Source organism: Streptomyces sp. A2-16 (assembly GCF_018128905.1).
GTDB lineage: Bacteria > Actinomycetota > Actinomycetes > Streptomycetales > Streptomycetaceae > Streptomyces.
In genome coordinates this window covers 4,512,575-4,526,329 of sequence record NZ_CP063808.1, presented here as the reverse complement: position 1 = coordinate 4,526,329, position 13,755 = coordinate 4,512,575, and the positions used below count along the sequence as shown (strand labels likewise).

Below are 13,755 nucleotides of genomic sequence, written 5' to 3'. Positions count from 1 at the left end.
GGTGCCTCCGGGTGCGGCGGAAGGGGTCAGGGGCAGCGGCAGTCGGGGGTCAGCGTGAGGCGCCAGTGGACTTCCCCGGAGGCGGGGACGCGCGCCGCGTCGCCGGGGCCTGCCTGGGCGAGGTCGAAGGTGCGGCCGAGCATGGGCTCGATCCCGATGCTGCGGTAGGGCGCGGCCTCGGGGAAGCCGCCGAGGTTCCGCCACAGGGCCATCGACACGGGCTGGCCCTCGGATTCGACGCCGAGGGCGAGCCGGTCGGCTCCGTCGTGGACGCAGGCACGGCCGTCGGCGAGGACGGCCCCGACGGCCGTACCGTCGGCGGGGCCGAACCGGTCGAGGCGCAGTCCGCACGGTGCGGGCCAGGGGCCTTCCACCCAGGCGGCGTCGTCCGGCCAGGGGGCGTCGAGCAGGGATGACGCCTCGGGGAAGAGCCGGGTGGAAACGCCCGTCCTGGCCCGGAGTTCGGCTCGCTCGGAGAGGTCGAGGAGCGCGTGGGCGGCCCACACGAAGCGGTAGCCGGGCTCGGCCAGGAGCCTGTAGTCCACCTCGACGCCGTCGGCGGTGGCCCGCACGGTGCGGACGAGGGTGAACGCGTCGCAGTGAACGCGCTCGGTGTCACCGTCGCGTGACCACGGCCGGGACCAGACGTCTCCGTGGTCGGGGGTGCCACGCACCGTGGGCACGCACTCCTCCAGTCCGCCCGCGTCCACGAAGGCGTCTCCGGGTGCGACGCGTTCGCGGGCGGGGTCCTGGCGGTGCCACAGCCATTCGCGGTCGCCGTCGCGCAGCGAGGTCCAGCGTCCGCCGTGGGCAGGGTCGGTGGCGAGGGCCAGGGACACGCTCACCACTCCGCGAACGAGCCGTCGGAGTGCCGCCACACCGGGTTGCGCCAGGCATGGCCGGTGCGGTCGGCGGCGCGTACGGCGTTCTCGTCGACGGTGATCCCGAGGCCGGGCAGGCCGCTGCGGTGGGCGTGGCCGGCGGTGAACCGGAACGGTTCGGGGTCGACGACGTAGGAGAGCAGGTCGGCGTCCTTGTTGTAGTGGATGCCCCGGCTCTGTTCCTGGATGAGGAAGTTCGGTGTGGCAAAGGCGACTTGGAGGCTGGCGGCCAGGGCGATCGGGCCGAGCGGGCAGTGGGGGGCGAGCTGGGCGCCGTAGGTGTCGGCGAGGGAGGCGATGCGGTGGACCTCGGAGATGCCGCCGGCGTGGGAGAGGTCGGGCTGGGCGACGGCGATGCCCGCGGCAAGGGCGGGCAGGAACTCGGTGCGGGAGTAGAGGCGTTCGCCGGTGGCGAGCGGGACGGAGCTGGCGACCACGAGACCGGCCAGGAGGTGGCCCTGCTCGGGCAGGACGGGTTCCTCCACGAACAACGGGTGCAGCGGGGCGAGTTCGGCCAGTGCACGGCGGGCGCCGGCGGCGGTGAAGCGGCCGTGGAAGTCGACGGCCACGTCACGGTCGGGGCCCAGCACCTCGCGTACGGCGGCCACCCGGTCGACGACGGCCGCGGTCTCGGCGGCGGAGGCGATCGGTGAGGTCGGGCCCGCCGCGTTCATCTTCACCGCGGTGAAGCCCGCGGCGACCTGCTCGGTGACCTGCTCGGTGAGTTGGGCGGGCTCGTCGCCACCGACCCAGGCGTAGACACGGACGCAGTCGCGGACGGGCCCGCCGAGCAGGGCGTGCACGGGGGCGCCGTAGGTCTTGCCGGCGATGTCCCACAGGGCCTGGTCGAGGCCGGCGACGGCGCTCGACAGGATGGGACCGCCGCGATAGAAGCCGCCCTTGGTGAGGACCTGCCAGTGGTCCTCGATGCGCAGCGGGTCCTGCCCGACGAGGTACTCGGCCAGTACGTCCACGGCGGCCCGGACGATCTCGGCCCGTCCCTCGACGACGGGTTCACCCCACCCGACCACGCCGTCGTCGGTCTCCACCCGGCAGAACAGCCAGCGCGGCGGGACCAGGAAGGTCTCGATACGGGTGATCTTCACTGCGCGGTGGTGCCTTCCGTGTCGTCGGCCGTGCCGATGCGGTCCAGGTCGCGGCCGGCCTGCTCGAGCAGGGCACGCATGGCTGCCTCGGCGGCCAGGGGATCCTGGGCGCGTACGGCGTCCAGGACGGCGCGGTGCGCCGGGATCGGGTCCTCGCTGTGCGGGGAGGAGTGCACGATCCGGTCGCGGTGGGCGAGCCCCGACTCGAGCACCATCTCCATGCGTTCGAGGAGTTCGTTGTGGGTGGCGGCGAGCAGCGCGCGGTGGAAGGCGAGGTCGGCGTCGATGACGTGCGCGGGATCGGATCCGGTGTGCCCCATCGCGGTGAGCGCGTCCTCGAGGGCAGTGAGGTCGGCGTCGGTGCGGCGCGTGGCGGCCAGGCGGACGGCGGCGGGCTCGATGATGGCGCGGACCTCGGCCAGGTTCCGCAACAGGGCCTGATCGGCCTCGCCGGCACGGCCGCCCTCGAACTGCCAGCGCAGGACGTCGGCGTCGAGGAGGTTCCAGTCGGCCCGGGCCCGCACGAAGGTGCCGCGCTTCTGGCGGGCGTCGACCATGCCCTTCGCGGCGAGCACCTTCAGCGACTCGCGCAACGCGGTCAGGCTCACGTCCAGCTCGCTCTGGAGCGCCACCAGGTCGAGCGTGGCCCCCTCGGGGATTTGGCCGCCCAGGATGCGACGGGCGAGGGCCTCCACCGTCTGGCCGTGCACGCCGCGGCGGGCGTAGGGCGTCATGTCGTCGAGCCTTTCTGCTGGGTCTGGTGCCCGGGGCCCGCAAGGGCCTGGGCGGGGTTCGTCCACGGCACGGCGTGCCCGGTCATGCGGAGGCCTTCACGACACTCCAGCCGCCGTCCACGACGAGACTCGTGCCGGTGATGTAGGACGCCTCGTCGGCGGCGAGGAAGGCGATGGCCGCGGCCACCTCCTCGGGGGTGCCGAAGCGCCGGGCGGCGGTCTCGGCGACGCTGCGCTCGCGCTCGTCCTCGGGCACCCGGTCCCAGGCCGCGGTCAGGATCGGACCCGGTACGACGGCGTTGACGCGCACCTCGGGCCCGTACTCGACGGCGAGCTGCCCGCACAGGGAGAGCAGGGCGCCCTTCGAGGCGGCGTAGGCGGGGTGACCGGGAATGCCTCGGTGTGCGTGGACGGATGACGTCAACACTACCGCGCCGCCTCCGGCCCGCAGATCGGGCAGGACCGCGCGCAGGCCGAGGAAGCTGCCGGTCAGGTTGACGTCGAGCTGGCGCTGCCAGGAGGGCAGGGTCAGCTCGTGGGCGGGCGTGACGTCGACTGTGAACGCGTTGCTGACCAGGACGTCCACCGGTCCGAAGGCGTGGGCCGCGGCCACGACGCGCGCCCAGTCCTCCTCGGCCGCGACGTCGGCGGTGACGAAGCGTGCCTGACCGCCGCCCTTGGTGATCCGCTCCGCCGCGGCCGTGCCGCGCTCCTCGGCGACATCGGTGAGTACGACGGCGGCTCCCTCCTCGGCGAGGCGTACGGCGGTGGCGGCTCCGATGCCGGAGGCCGCTCCGGTGACCACGGCCGTGCGGCCTGTGAAGCGGACGCCGTGCCGTCGTGCGGGCTGGTCCATCGTGGGGTTCGGCTCCTTCGTGGGGGGGGGCGGGGGCTTGCGGCTATCGGCGGGTCAGGACGGCGAGGTGGGCGTCGTGGCCTGCACTCCAGGTGAACGCATGACCGTAGTGCAGCAGATGGGCGCCGCTGTACTCGGTACCGGTCTCCTCATCCGTGTAGACGTCGGCCGGATGAAGTCCGCGCAGCCGGAGCCGGGCAGGGCGGCCGGGTACCAGCGGGGCCCCGTCCAGGCGGCCGGTGCTGAAGGCGGCGACCACGACGCGCGGCCCGTCGGCCTCGGTGTACTGCACGCCGCAGGTCGCGTCGTCGGGGGTGCCGAGCAGGTGGGTCTGTCCGTGGTGGACGACGTCGCGGATCTGTTGGTAGCGGGCGATCCAGCGGGCGGCCTCGGTGCGTTGTTCCGCGTTCCAGGAGCGCAGGTCTGCCCCCACGCCCAGGACGCCGCACATCGCCAGCACGAAGCGGAAGGCGAGAGAGCGGGGGCGCGGGTCGAAGACGCCGGGGGCGTCGGTGACCCAAGAGCTCATCAGGTGCGGGGCGTGGGCGTGCAGAAAGCCGTACTGGATTCGGAGCCGGTCCAGCGGGGCGGTGTTGTCGCTGGGCCAGACCACGTCGGTGCGGGCCAGGGCGGCATGCTCGACGCGTGCGCCGCCGCCGGCGCAGCCCTCGACGGTGACGTGCGGGTGGGCGGCGCGCAGATGGTCCAGGATGCGCAGGTATCCGGTGACGTGCGCGGCGTCCAGGTCGAGCCGGTCGGCGGGTCCGGCGCCGGGCCGGCCCCGCTCGGTGGGCGGCCGGTTCATGTCCCACTTGAGGTATTCGACGGGGTGGTCCCCCAGCAGCCGGTCGAGCGTGCCGATCACGAAGTCCTGCACGTCGGCGCGGCCGAGGTCGAGCAGGAGCTGGTTGCGCACCAGCCGGCCGGGGCGGCCGTCCACGCGGTAGACCCAGTCGGGGTGCTCGGCGTACAGACGGCTGTTGGGACTGACCGCCTCCGGTTCGACCCACAGGCCGAAGCCGAGTCCCAGCGCCCGCACGTCTTCGACGAACCGGCCGAAGCCCTGGGGGAACTTCGCCGGGTCGGGGTGCCAGTCGCCCAGGCCGCCGGTGTCGTCGGCGCGCCCGGTGAACCAGCCGTCGTCCACGACGAACAGTTCGGCCCCGATGTCGGCGGCCGCCTTGGCGAGTTCGAGCTGGCCGGCGGCGTCGACGTCGAAGCCGGTGGCCTCCCAGGAGTTGTAGAGGACCTTGCGGGGGCGGTGCAGGCGTTCGCCGCTGAGGTGGCGCTCGTAGCGGTGCCAGACCCTGGACAGGCCGTCGAGTCCTTCCGCGCTGAAGGCGCAGGCAAGGCGGGGCGTGGTCAGGGTGTCGCCGGGGGCGAGGATCACGGCGCCCTCGTGCGGGACCCGCCCGGCGCGGATGCGGACGGCGCCGCCGGGCTCGGCCTCGGCGGTGAGGTGCCAGTTGCCGGGCCACTCCAGGGCGATGCCGTAGGTGGGGGCCGTGTCGTCGTCGGGCAGGGCCGCGTCCTGGACGGCGATCCAGGGGGCGTAGGCGTGGCCGGGAACGCCCTGGGTGCTGCCCATGGTGAACGTGCCGCGCCGCAGGTGGAGTTGGGTGCGGGTGAACTCCTGCGACCATTGTCCGGTCAGGTAGGTGAGGCGGGCTCCGTCGGTGACGGGCACGTTGACGGCGGCCGAGTCGAGGCGTTCCAGGCGCAGTTCGTGCGCGCCGGTGCAGGTGAGTTCCGTCCAGCGCAGGATGACGTCCGTGTCGGGCACGGTGGCGTAGCACAGGGTGACGCGCGCGCCGGCGACGTCGTCCGTGAACGCCAGCCGGAGCCCTTGAGCATCCTGGGTGGCGTCGGCGAACTGCCACCACAGTCCGCGTTCGCCGCCGGAATGTCCGACGACGAGGTCGGCGCCGGTGAACGCGCGCAGGCCCTGCGGGATGTACTCGGCGGGGGCCGCGTCGGCGGGGGTGACGAAGTGGGTGCGGTGGGACCAGTCGAGCGCCGACGGCCCCATGTCGACGCCGTGCGGTCCCCAGGCGTCGAGTTCGGCCCAGGGACCGTCCGGGGAGAGCCGGACGGTGTAGCTGGTGTGCTGGGTGCGCAGGGTCCAGCGGTCGTGCGGGGTCCTTCGGTCCTGCGGGGTCCTTCGGTCCTGCGGTGTCGTCATTTCACCGCTCCCAGGTTGAGGCCGGCGACGAAGTGCCGCTGGAATCGCAGGAAGACGGCGACGGTGGGGGCGGCGGCGATCACGGATCCGGCGGCGATGACGTTCCACATCGACACGTACTGCCCTTGCAGGCCGATGAGGGCGGCGGTGATCGGCATCTTGGTGTCGCTCCGCAACACGGTGATCGCCCACAGCAGGTCGTTGAAGATCCAGGTGAAGGAGAGGGCGCTGAGCGCGGCCAGCGCGGGGCGGGTCAGGGGGAGGATGATCCGCCAGAAGATCTGCCAGGGGCCGGCGCCGTCGACGACGGCGGCCTGCTGGATCTCGTCGGGGATGGCCCGCATGAAACCGTGCAGGACGAAGACGTAGAAGCCGACACCGAAGCCGATCTGCACGCCGATGAGGGCGGGCAGCGTGTCGTAGACGCCGATCATCTCGCTGAGCTTGGAGACGGGGATGAGCAGGATCTGCGGGGGCAGCAGGTTGCCGCCGAGCATCAGCAGCAACAGCGTCCGGCGCAGGGGCACGTCGTAGCGACTGAGCGCGAACGCCGCCATCGCAGCCAGCGCCAGGGTGATCAGCACGCACGGGACGGTGACGAGCATGCTGTTGATCAGTGCGCGCTGCTGGCCCCCGTCGACCCATGCCAGGCGGAAGTTGTCGACGGTGAAGGAGTGCGGGAGGCTGCCGAGCCCGTGAGCGGCGATGTCGTCGAAGGAACGCAGGCTGGTCACCACCACCAGAGCGATGGGAAGCAGCCAGAGCACGGCCAGCGCCCCGGCCCCGAGGTGGAACCCCGCGGTGGCGGCTCGCCGGCGCTTCACGGCGGTCGAGTGGGCGGACATCAGTCGGCCTCCCGGAAGGCGCGCACGAGGTAGGAGCAGATGACGCCGAACGCCAGTACGAAGATGACGACGGCGAGCGCGGAGCCGTAGCCCAGGCGCAGGGACTGGAAGGCGGTCGAGTACATGTAGGTGCTCAGCAGTTCGGACGAGTGGTAGGGGCCGCCTCGGGTCAGCGACCACACGACGTCGAAGGAGCGCAGCGAGTCGATGACGATGACGGACAGGACGACCGCGTTGACGCTGCGCAGTTGCGGCAGGGTGACGTGGCGCAAGCGCTGCCAGGCGCTCGCGCCGTCGACCTTGGCGGCCTCGTAGAGGGCGGGGTCGATGCCCTTGAGGCCGGCGAGGTACAGCACCATCACGTAGCCGATCTGGCGCCACAGGGCCGGAACGATGACCGCGTACAGGGCGGTGTCCTGGTCGGCGAGCCAGGCGTGCCGCAGACTCTCCAGCCCGACGGCGTCGAGAAGCTGGTTGAGGACGCCGTCCGGCTGGTAGATGGCCTGCCACACCAGGGCGGTGGCGACCAGGGAGAACACCACGGGCAGGAAGAGAGCGGCCCGGTAGAACCCGACACCGCGCCGCTCCTGCTGCAGGAGCAGGGCCGTGGCGAGACCCAGCAGGGCCGACAGGCCGCCGAAGAGCACCAGCCACAGGACGGTGTCGATCGCGGCGGTTCTGAAGACCTCGTCGCCCGCCATCTCCCGGAAGTTGCCCAGTCCGATGAAGCGCGGAGGTGAGACGCCGTCCCAGGAGGTCAGGGCGAGGTAGAAGCCCTGCAGGGCGGGCCAGAACACCCACACCGCCTCGGCGAGCAACGGCACCAGGACGAACGCGAGGACGAGCGGCGGGACACGGCGGACGGGCCCCCGGCCGCGTCCGCGTGCGGGCGTGACGGCCGGGGCCGGGCGTGCGGGGGTGAGCACGGCCACCTCAGGCGCTCCAGATCTTCTGGGCGTCGCGCTGCCAGTCGGTGAGGATCGAGCCGATCGACTTGGGCTTGGCGATGAACTTCGTCAGCGCGGTGTCGGCGGTGGGCTGCAGGGCGTCGCTGGAGTCCCGGTTGAAGAACTGGGTGATCTCGACCGCCTCGTCGATGTGGGCGCGGCCCTTCTTCACGAGTGCGGTGCCGGCGTCCTTGGCGTCGGGGTTGCAGGGCAGGACGGTGCCCGAGGAGCCCTTGATGTAGATCTCCTGCGCCTGCGCGGTGGCGAGATAGCCCATCAGCTCGGTGACCCGCTCGGCGCGACCGGTCCGTGCGCTGGCGAAGTAGCCGTCCACGGGGGCCTCTTCGGCGAGTGGCACCTTGGGGTCGATGACCGGGAACCGGAAGAAGTCGATGTCGTCGAGGGCGTCCTTGGGGGCCGCGTCGGCGAAGAAGGTGCCGATCAGCATCATGCCGGTGCGGCCGTTGAGCAGCGCGGTCGTGGCGTCCTGGAAGGCGAGGGCGGTGCCGTCGGGGTCGAAGTACGGCAGCAGTTCCGTCCAGCGGTCGAAGACCTTGCGCACCTCGGGGTCGTCGAACCGGTGCTTCCCGGCCAGGAGTTCACGGTGGTACGGGGCACCGTTGATGCGGATGTCGAGGTAGTCGAACCAGGCGGAGGCCACCCAGGGTGTGTTGCCGCCGGCGCCGAGCCCGATCGGTGCCACCCCCTTGGACTTGAGCTTGTCGCACAGGTCGAGGAAGTCGTCCCAGGTCCTGGGCTCGCTCACGCCCCACTTCTCGAAGTTCGACTTCCGGTAGAACATGCCCCACCAGTAGTAGGTGGAGGGCACGAACACCTTCTTGCCGGAGCTCGCGGTGCACAGGGTGTTGAGCGCCTTGGAGTAGCGCTTGAGGTCCGGCGAGGAGGCCCACAGGTCGTCGAGGCCGAGCAGCAGGTCCTTCTTGGCGTAGGCGTCCGCCACCGAGCCGGGGTACCAGGTGTAGACGTCCGGCGGGTTGGCGGAGGTCAGGTAGGTCGGCAGCTGGGTGCGGAACGTCTCCGCGGCGACCGTGTTGAGGGTGACGCGTCCGGCGTCCTTCTTGCCGTAGGCGGCGACGAGATCCTCCATCGCCGCCTTGGCCTGCGGCGCGGACAGGTTCGACTGGAGGCTGACCGCGCCCGAGGACGAGGACTTCGAGGACGAGGTCGAGGTGACGCAGCCGCTGAGCAGCGCCGCTGTGCCGGTGGCGCCGAGCCCGGCGAGGAAGCGCCTGCGGCTGGTGTGCGGGTTCGACATGGAGGGTTCTCCCTGAGGGTTCACGCGGCGGGCCGTGGGGCGTTCGGGGCCTGGGGGTCCGGCGCGGCCAACCAAGGTTCGCGTGGCGGTGCAGCCACGTCAAGATAATTACTAATTTATTTTCTCTGGGCCGAGGGGCGGCCATGATGCGCCCCGGCCTGGGCAGCTCGGGCTGTGCGGTTCGGGGTCTCTGCTTGCCGCAGCATCAGCCGCGGATCGTGATCCTTGGCTTCCGGCGTGGACTTCGCGGCGTCAAGCCATGCGCCACTCCCCCGCATTCGGGGATCCGAGCGGGTCCCAGGGCGGCGCGGCGATGACTCTGGCAGCCGACCGGGACCCTGTCAACATTTATTCCTAATTATTTTCGTCGATGGTCACGTGATGACGTCCGGCCAGGCTCGGTGGACTTAATTTAGTAATTAATCTTGACGCGGTTCGGCACCGCCTGCAAGATCCTCGCAACCACCCGCAGGCAAGCGGACATCGACTGGTCCCGCGTACGACCGCCGCACCCATCACCGCGCAGCGGCACCCCCAGCCACACGACCGGGACGGTCCGGCACGCCTGATCGGACAACGAAGGATCCGACGTGAAACGACAACTCACCGTCCTCCTGGCCCTCCTGACCACGCTGCTGGTCGTGCAGGCCCCCGCTCACGCCACTCCCCCGCCCGGCGACAACGCCGCCACGACGTCGGCATCCCGACAAGTCCTCAGCCCGACGCCGTACATGGGCTGGAACACCTACTACGCACTCGGCGGCGACCCGACCGCGACGGAGATCGAGTCGACCGCCGACTTCCTGGTCAGCAGTGGCCTGCGCGACGCCGGATACAAGTACGTCTGGATCGACGGCAACTGGGCCGCACCCACCCCACGCAACGCGGCCGGGGACCTGGTGCCCAACCCTGCCCAGTTCCCCGACGGGCTGAAGCCGCTCGTCGACTACATCCACTCCAAGGGCCTCAAGGCCGGCATCTACACCGACGCCGGCCCCTACATCCCCGGCAAGTGCGGTCTGGGCAGCCACGGCTACTACCAGCGCGACGCCGACCAGTTCGCCGCCTGGGAGTTCGACGCCGTCAAGGTGGACTACCTGTGCGGCATCGCCGCCGACCTGGACCCGAAGACCGTCTACACCCAGTTCGCCACGGCGCTGCGCAACAACGCCAGCGGCCGCCCCATGCTCTTCAACCTCTGCAACCCCGTCACCTCCCCGGACTGGGGCACCTACCCCGAGACGCAGCAGTCGACGTACTCCTGGTCCTACGCGCCGGCCATCGCCCAGTCCTGGCGCACGTACACGGACGTGGGGTTCGTCGGTGAGATCAAGTTCAAGGACGTGCTGCGCAACTACGACGCGAACGCGCGGCATCCCGAGGCGGCCGGTCCGGGGCACTTCAACGACCCTGACTACCTGGGCCCCGAACTCGGCATGAGCGACGAGGAGTTCCGCACCCAGATGACCCTGTGGTCGGTCGCGGCCGCACCGCTGGTGATCGGCAGCGACATCCGCAACCTCAGCAAGACCTCGCTCGGCATCCTCGCGGACCGCGACGTCCTCGCGATCAACCAGGACAGCGCCGCAGTCCAGGCCGTCCGCGTCGGCCCGGCCGGCACGACGGAGACCTGGGTCAAGCGGCTCGCGAACGGCGACCGGGCCGTGGTGCTGCTCAACCGCGGCGACAGCCCCGCGACCCTCACCACGAAGGCGTCCTCGGTCGGACTGAGCGGGAGCCGTTTCACCCTGAAGAACGCCTGGACCGACCGGGTCACCGAGAGCGCCGGCACGATCAGTGCCGCCGTCCCGGCCCACGGCGCGGCCCTCTTCCGCGTCGCCCGGGCAACGGGCAAGCCCGGTCTCCCCCACGTCGTCGCCGGCCTGCCTCGGATCACGAAGGTCGGCGGCGACACGGTGCCGGCCGGTATCGCCCCCGTGGTCGCCGGCGGTGATCAGGCGCAGGTCGAGGTCGACGTCCGCAACGACAGCCCACAGCCCGTCTTCGATCCCCGCGTCCAGCTGTCGGTCCCCACGGGGTGGACGGCCCGCCCGACCGGCGCCCCGCCGAAACTGCTGGCGCCCGGCCGCTCCGCGGCCTTCACCTTCACGATCACGCTGCCGGACACCGCCGCACCCGGCAGCGCGAGCCTGGCCGCCACCACCTCCTACGAGACGACCGCCAAGCGGCGTCTACGGCAGGAGACGGCCACGACACTCGTGGTGGCCCCCGCGCCACCGCACGGCGACATCGCCCTGTCGCACCACGACTGGATCAGCGCCACCAGCGGATGGATGACCCCGACCGTCGACCGCAGTGTCGGCGGCTGGACGCCACTCAGCCTGCTCGGCCAGGAATACCCGACCGGCATCGGCGTCGCCTCCCCCTCCACCGTCCGCTACTACCTCGGCGACCGGTGTACCCGGCTGACGACCACCGTCGGCATCGACGACGCGGTCCGCAACGTCGGCCCGGAAGGGGGCACCTCGACGTTCCAGGTGCTCGGTGACGGCAAAGTGCTGTTCGACAGCGGTGTCGTCAACCGCGACGGCACCCGCCAGGCCGACGTCGATCTGACCGGCGTCCGCGTCCTCGACCTGGTGGTCGGTGACGCCGGGGACGGCGGCTACAACGACCGCGCCGACTGGGCCGGCTTGCACGCCACCTGCTGAACCGAACAGGCGGGCTCCGCCCCGCGGGAGAGATCACGCGGGGCGGAGCCCGCCACATGGGGCGCCCAGCGCACTCCAGTGCCAGTGAGGGAGAGCGGCCCCGAAGGACGAGCCCCATCGCACGGCGACCTCAAGGCCGCGCGACGTGTATGTGTGGTCGAGCAGGGCCTGCCGTCGCGGAGGCGGGCAGCTCAGCCACCCCACGCTCAGGCGCCGTCGGTGATGTCCGTCAGACCTGCCGTATCGCGCTGGGCCTCGATCTCGGCCAGCCGCTCGGACAGGGCTGCTCGGAGGAACCGGTAGGAGTCGCTGCCCAGGACCAGTCGCAGCGGGGCGGGCGTCTGCTCCACGCTGTCGATGATGCGGGCGGCCATCAAAGCCGGGTCACCGAGAGAAGGCCGGCTGCGGTCCCGGGCTGCGCGGGTCATGGCGGCCGGGGTGTCGTCGTACTCGGACAGCGGGGTTGCCATCTGGAGGCTTCCGTAGCGGAACTCGGTGCGCGCGCCGCCGGGCTCGACGATGGTGACGCCGATACCGAACGGGGCGACGTCCTTGGCGGTGGACTCCATGAAGCCCTCGATGCCCCACTTGCCGGCGTGATACATGCAGGCGCCGGGATTCGTGGCCTGACCGCCGTAGGTGGACATCTGAATGATGCGTCCTCCGCCCTGCCCCCGCAGATGCGGCAGTGCGGCCCGGGTGACCTGGATCGAACCGACCAGATTGGTGTTGAGGACACGGAGGATCTGCTCGTCGGTGACCTCCTCGGCAGCGCCGAACAGGCCGTAGCCCGCGTTGTTGACCACTACGTCGATCCGTCCCAGGTCGGCGAAGGCCCGGCCGACGACCTCCTTGACGGTGGGAGTGTCAGTGACGTCGAGGGAGGCCACCCAGAACCTGTCGCCGTACTTGGCGACGAGATCGTCGACAGACCCGGGCCGACGGATCGTACCGGCCACCTTGTCACCTCGCTCCAGCAGCTGCTCGGTCATGTGCCGGCCGAAACCGCTGTTGACGCCGGTGATGAACCAGGTGCGCCGTGTCATGGCGTGCTCCTTGCTGAGGGGGAACGGTGTGCGCCGCGGTGTTCCCGGCGACTCGTTCCCGATCCTGCGCCGAGACCGTGCGGTCAGGCAGTGCCTCCCTGTTCCAGGTAGTGACAGGGCCCCCTCAGGGAAAGGAGCAGCGCGTTACCGTCGGAGCATGGACACAGCAGACGGCCGCAATGCCCTCGGCGCGTTCCTGCGGGCCCGTCGTGAACTCGTCCGGCCCGAGGAAGTGGGACTTCCAGCCGCAGGACTCCGACGGGTACCAGGGCTGCGCCGTGAAGAGGTCGCGATGCTCGCGGGCATCAGCGCCGACTACTACCTGCGTCTGGAGCGCGGTCGGGACCACAACCCGTCGATTCAGGTGCTCGACGCACTTGCGGAGGTGCTGCGACTCGACGCCGACAGCGCCGCTCATCTCGTCGAGCTCGCCCGGCCCAAGTCCCGCCGCAGGCAGCCTCTCCCCCGCACCGAGCGCGTCCCGGACGGGATCGCGATGCTGCTGGACACGTTCGCCGTGCCCGCGTTCGTCCAGAACCGGTGCATGGACGTGCTCGCCGCCAACCGCCTGGCCATCGCCCTGTCGCCGCACATGGCACCGGGCGTCAACCGCCTACGGGCACTGTTCACCGATCCCCTCGCGCGACAGCTGCACATGGACTGGGAGCAGGGCACGGCCGGTGTGGTCGCGCAGCTGCGCGCCGCAGCCGGTGCCGACACGGAGGACCCCCGCCTGGCTCAGCTCGTCGGCGAGCTGAGCCTGAAGAGCGAGCGTTTTCGTCGTCTGTGGGCCCGTCACGATGTCCGCCGCTGGGAAGGAGCCACTACCCGATTGCGGCATCCGCAGGTCGGTGAGCTGCATCTGCGCCGCGAGAAGCTGGCTGTCACAGGATCCGACGGACTGCTCCTCGTCGTGCACCACGCCGAGCCCGGCACTCCTTCCGCCACCGCACTCGCTCTGCTCGGTTCCCTGTCTGCCACTGAACGGGAGACCGCTGAGAGGGAGACTGCCGAGCGGGAGGCCGCTGAGAGGGACGCCGCTGATGGGGAGGCCGCTGAGGCGGCCCGCCTCGACGACGGTCCCGTCCACTGATGCTCGTCCGGCAGGCCCGGGAGCGGCACACGGGCAGGGCCGGCCGCCACACAGAGAAATGTGCTCCGGTGCCGGTTCCTCGGGGAAGAGCCGACGTTCCGGCTGAATGTGGGGCTG

General features: G+C 71.1%; 11 protein-coding genes. 2 read left to right on the top strand and 9 right to left on the bottom strand.

Annotated features, from left to right (window positions below; genetic code table 11):
• Positions 1-26 precede the first annotated feature (26 nt).
• The 8 genes from IOD14_RS20295 to IOD14_RS20260 all read right to left on the bottom strand — a co-directional run bounded on the left by IOD14_RS20295 (position 27) and on the right by IOD14_RS20260 (position 8,827).
• Positions 27-845 (bottom strand): hypothetical protein, encoded by an 819-nt coding sequence (locus tag IOD14_RS20295; RefSeq protein WP_212671011.1) that lies wholly within the window; start codon positions 843-845, stop codon positions 27-29.
• Entirely contained in the window at positions 842-1,987 is a 1,146-nt protein-coding gene (gene dgoD, locus IOD14_RS20290) for a galactonate dehydratase (RefSeq protein WP_212671010.1), read from the bottom strand. Before dgoD ends, IOD14_RS20295 begins: the two co-directional genes overlap by 4 nt.
• Entirely contained in the window at positions 1,984-2,721 is a 738-nt protein-coding gene (locus IOD14_RS20285) for a FadR/GntR family transcriptional regulator (protein WP_212671009.1), read from the bottom strand. The genes dgoD and IOD14_RS20285 overlap by 4 nt, the downstream gene beginning before the upstream one ends.
• A gap of 82 nt (positions 2,722-2,803) precedes the next feature.
• Complete coding sequence (locus IOD14_RS20280; protein ID WP_212671008.1) at positions 2,804-3,577, bottom strand: SDR family NAD(P)-dependent oxidoreductase; 774 nt, start codon at positions 3,575-3,577, stop codon at positions 2,804-2,806.
• 43 nt (positions 3,578-3,620) lie between these two features.
• Positions 3,621-5,759, bottom strand: a complete 2,139-nt coding sequence (locus IOD14_RS20275; RefSeq protein ID WP_123993087.1) for an alpha-galactosidase — start codon at positions 5,757-5,759, stop codon at positions 3,621-3,623.
• Positions 5,756-6,604, bottom strand: coding sequence for a carbohydrate ABC transporter permease (locus IOD14_RS20270; RefSeq protein WP_123993088.1), 849 nt, complete (start codon positions 6,602-6,604; stop codon positions 5,756-5,758). Before IOD14_RS20270 ends, IOD14_RS20275 begins: the two co-directional genes overlap by 4 nt.
• A complete protein-coding gene (locus tag IOD14_RS20265) occupies positions 6,604-7,536 on the bottom strand; it encodes a sugar ABC transporter permease (protein WP_123993089.1) in 933 nt (310 codons plus the stop codon). Before IOD14_RS20265 ends, IOD14_RS20270 begins: the two co-directional genes overlap by 1 nt.
• A gap of 1 nt (position 7,537) precedes the next feature.
• Positions 7,538-8,827 carry an extracellular solute-binding protein gene (locus IOD14_RS20260; protein ID WP_123993090.1) on the bottom strand — a complete coding sequence of 430 codons (1,290 nt, stop codon included), beginning with the start codon at positions 8,825-8,827 and terminating at the stop codon, positions 7,538-7,540.
• A gap of 590 nt (positions 8,828-9,417) precedes the next feature.
• Between IOD14_RS20260 and IOD14_RS20255 the strand changes: the two genes are divergently transcribed.
• Positions 9,418-11,499, top strand: a complete 2,082-nt coding sequence (locus IOD14_RS20255) for an NPCBM/NEW2 domain-containing protein (RefSeq protein WP_212671007.1) — start codon at positions 9,418-9,420, stop codon at positions 11,497-11,499.
• Between the two features lie 206 nt (positions 11,500-11,705).
• Here IOD14_RS20255 and IOD14_RS20250 read toward each other — a convergent pair whose 3' ends face one another.
• Positions 11,706-12,545, bottom strand: coding sequence for an SDR family oxidoreductase (locus IOD14_RS20250; RefSeq protein WP_212671006.1), 840 nt, complete (start codon positions 12,543-12,545; stop codon positions 11,706-11,708).
• Positions 12,546-12,702: 157 nt separating this feature from the next.
• Between IOD14_RS20250 and IOD14_RS20245 the strand changes: the two genes are divergently transcribed.
• The gene (locus IOD14_RS20245) at positions 12,703-13,638 is read left to right on the top strand and encodes a helix-turn-helix transcriptional regulator (protein ID WP_212671005.1); all 936 of its coding nucleotides are present in this window, start codon (positions 12,703-12,705) and stop codon (positions 13,636-13,638) included.
• Positions 13,639-13,755: the final 117 nt, after the last annotated feature.